This window comes from Nonomuraea basaltis (assembly GCF_005893125.1).
In the GTDB taxonomy this organism is placed as follows: Bacteria; Actinomycetota; Actinomycetes; order Streptosporangiales; family Streptosporangiaceae; genus Nonomuraea; species Nonomuraea basaltis.
Genome location: NZ_VCJS01000551.1, coordinates 1 through 1,481 on the forward strand (window position 1 = coordinate 1; position 1,481 = coordinate 1,481).

Below are 1,481 nucleotides of genomic sequence, written 5' to 3' on the forward strand. Positions count from 1 at the left end.
ATGCTTTGTGGTCAAGTCCTCGGCCTATTAGTACCGGTCAGCTCCACACGTTACCGTGCTTCCACCTCCGGCCTATCAACCCCATCGTCTATAGGGGGCCTTACCCACTCTCGTGGTGGGAGACCTCATCTCAAGGCGAGCTTCCCGCTTAGATGCTTTCAGCGGTTATCCCTTCCGAACGTAGCCAACCAGCCGTGCACCTGGCGGTACAACTGGCACACCAGAGGTTCGTCCGTCCCGGTCCTCTCGTACTAGGGACAGCTCCTTTCAAGTCTCCTGCGCGCGCAGCGGATAGGGACCGAACTGTCTCGCGACGTTCTAAACCCAGCTCGCGTACCGCTTTAATGGGCGAACAGCCCAACCCTTGGGACCTACTCCAGCCCCAGGATGCGACGAGCCGACATCGAGGTGCCAAACCATCCCGTCGATATGGACTCTTGGGGAAGATCAGCCTGTTATCCCCGGGGTACCTTTTAGCCGTTGAGCGACACCGCTTCCACATGCCGATGCCGGATCACTAGTCCCAGCTTTCGCTCCTGCTCGACCCGTCAGTCTCACAGTCAAGCTCCCTTGTGCACTTACACTCGACACCTGATTGCCAACCAGGCTGAGGGAACCTTTGGGCGCCTCCGTTACTCTTTAGGAGGCAACCGCCCCAGTTAAACTACCCACCAGACACTGTCCCCGATCCGGATCACGGACCAGGGTTAGACGTTCAAAACGACCAGAGTGGTATTTCACCAATGACTCCACCCGAACTAGCGTCCGAGCTTCCCAGTCTCCCACCTATCCTACACAAGACGCTCCAAACGCCAATGTCAAGCTGTAGTGAAGGTCCCGGGGTCTTTCCGTCCTGCTGCGCGTAACGAGCATCTTTACTCGTAGTGCAATTTCGCCGGGTCTGCGGTTGAGACAGCGGGGAAGTCGTTACGCCATTCGTGCAGGTCGGAACTTACCCGACAAGGAATTTCGCTACCTTAGGATGGTTATAGTTACCACCGCCGTTTACCGGCGCTTAAGTTCTCACCTTCGCACACCGAAGTGCACTAAGCGGTCCCCTTAACGTTCCGGCACCGGGCAGGCGTCAGTCCGTATACATCGTCTTACGACTTCGCACGGACCTGTGTTTTTAGTAAACAGTCGCTTCCCCCTGGCCACTGCGACCCCCACCAGCTCCCAGAGCTAGTCTGATCACCGGCAGAGGTCCCCCTTCTCCCGAAGTTACGGGGGCAATTTGCCGAGTTCCTTAACCACAGTTCACCCGATCGCCTTAGTATTCTCTACCTGACCACCTGAGTCGGTTTAGGGTACGGGCCGCCACAACACTCACTAGAGGCTTTTCTCGGCAGCATAGGATCATCCACTTCACCACAATCGGCTCGGCATCACATCTCAGGATTAACGTGAGGCGGATTTACCTACCCCACTCCCTACATGCTTACCCCAGGACAACCATCGCCTGGGCTGGACTACCTTCCTGC

The 1,481-nt window shown here is 56.9% G+C and carries 1 rRNA gene; it reads right to left on the reverse strand.

Going from position 1 to position 1,481, the window contains the following annotated elements:
• Nucleotides 1–7: 7 nt before the first annotated feature.
• A 23S ribosomal RNA gene (locus EJK15_RS69320) occupies nt 8–1,481 on the reverse strand; the annotation flags it as partial.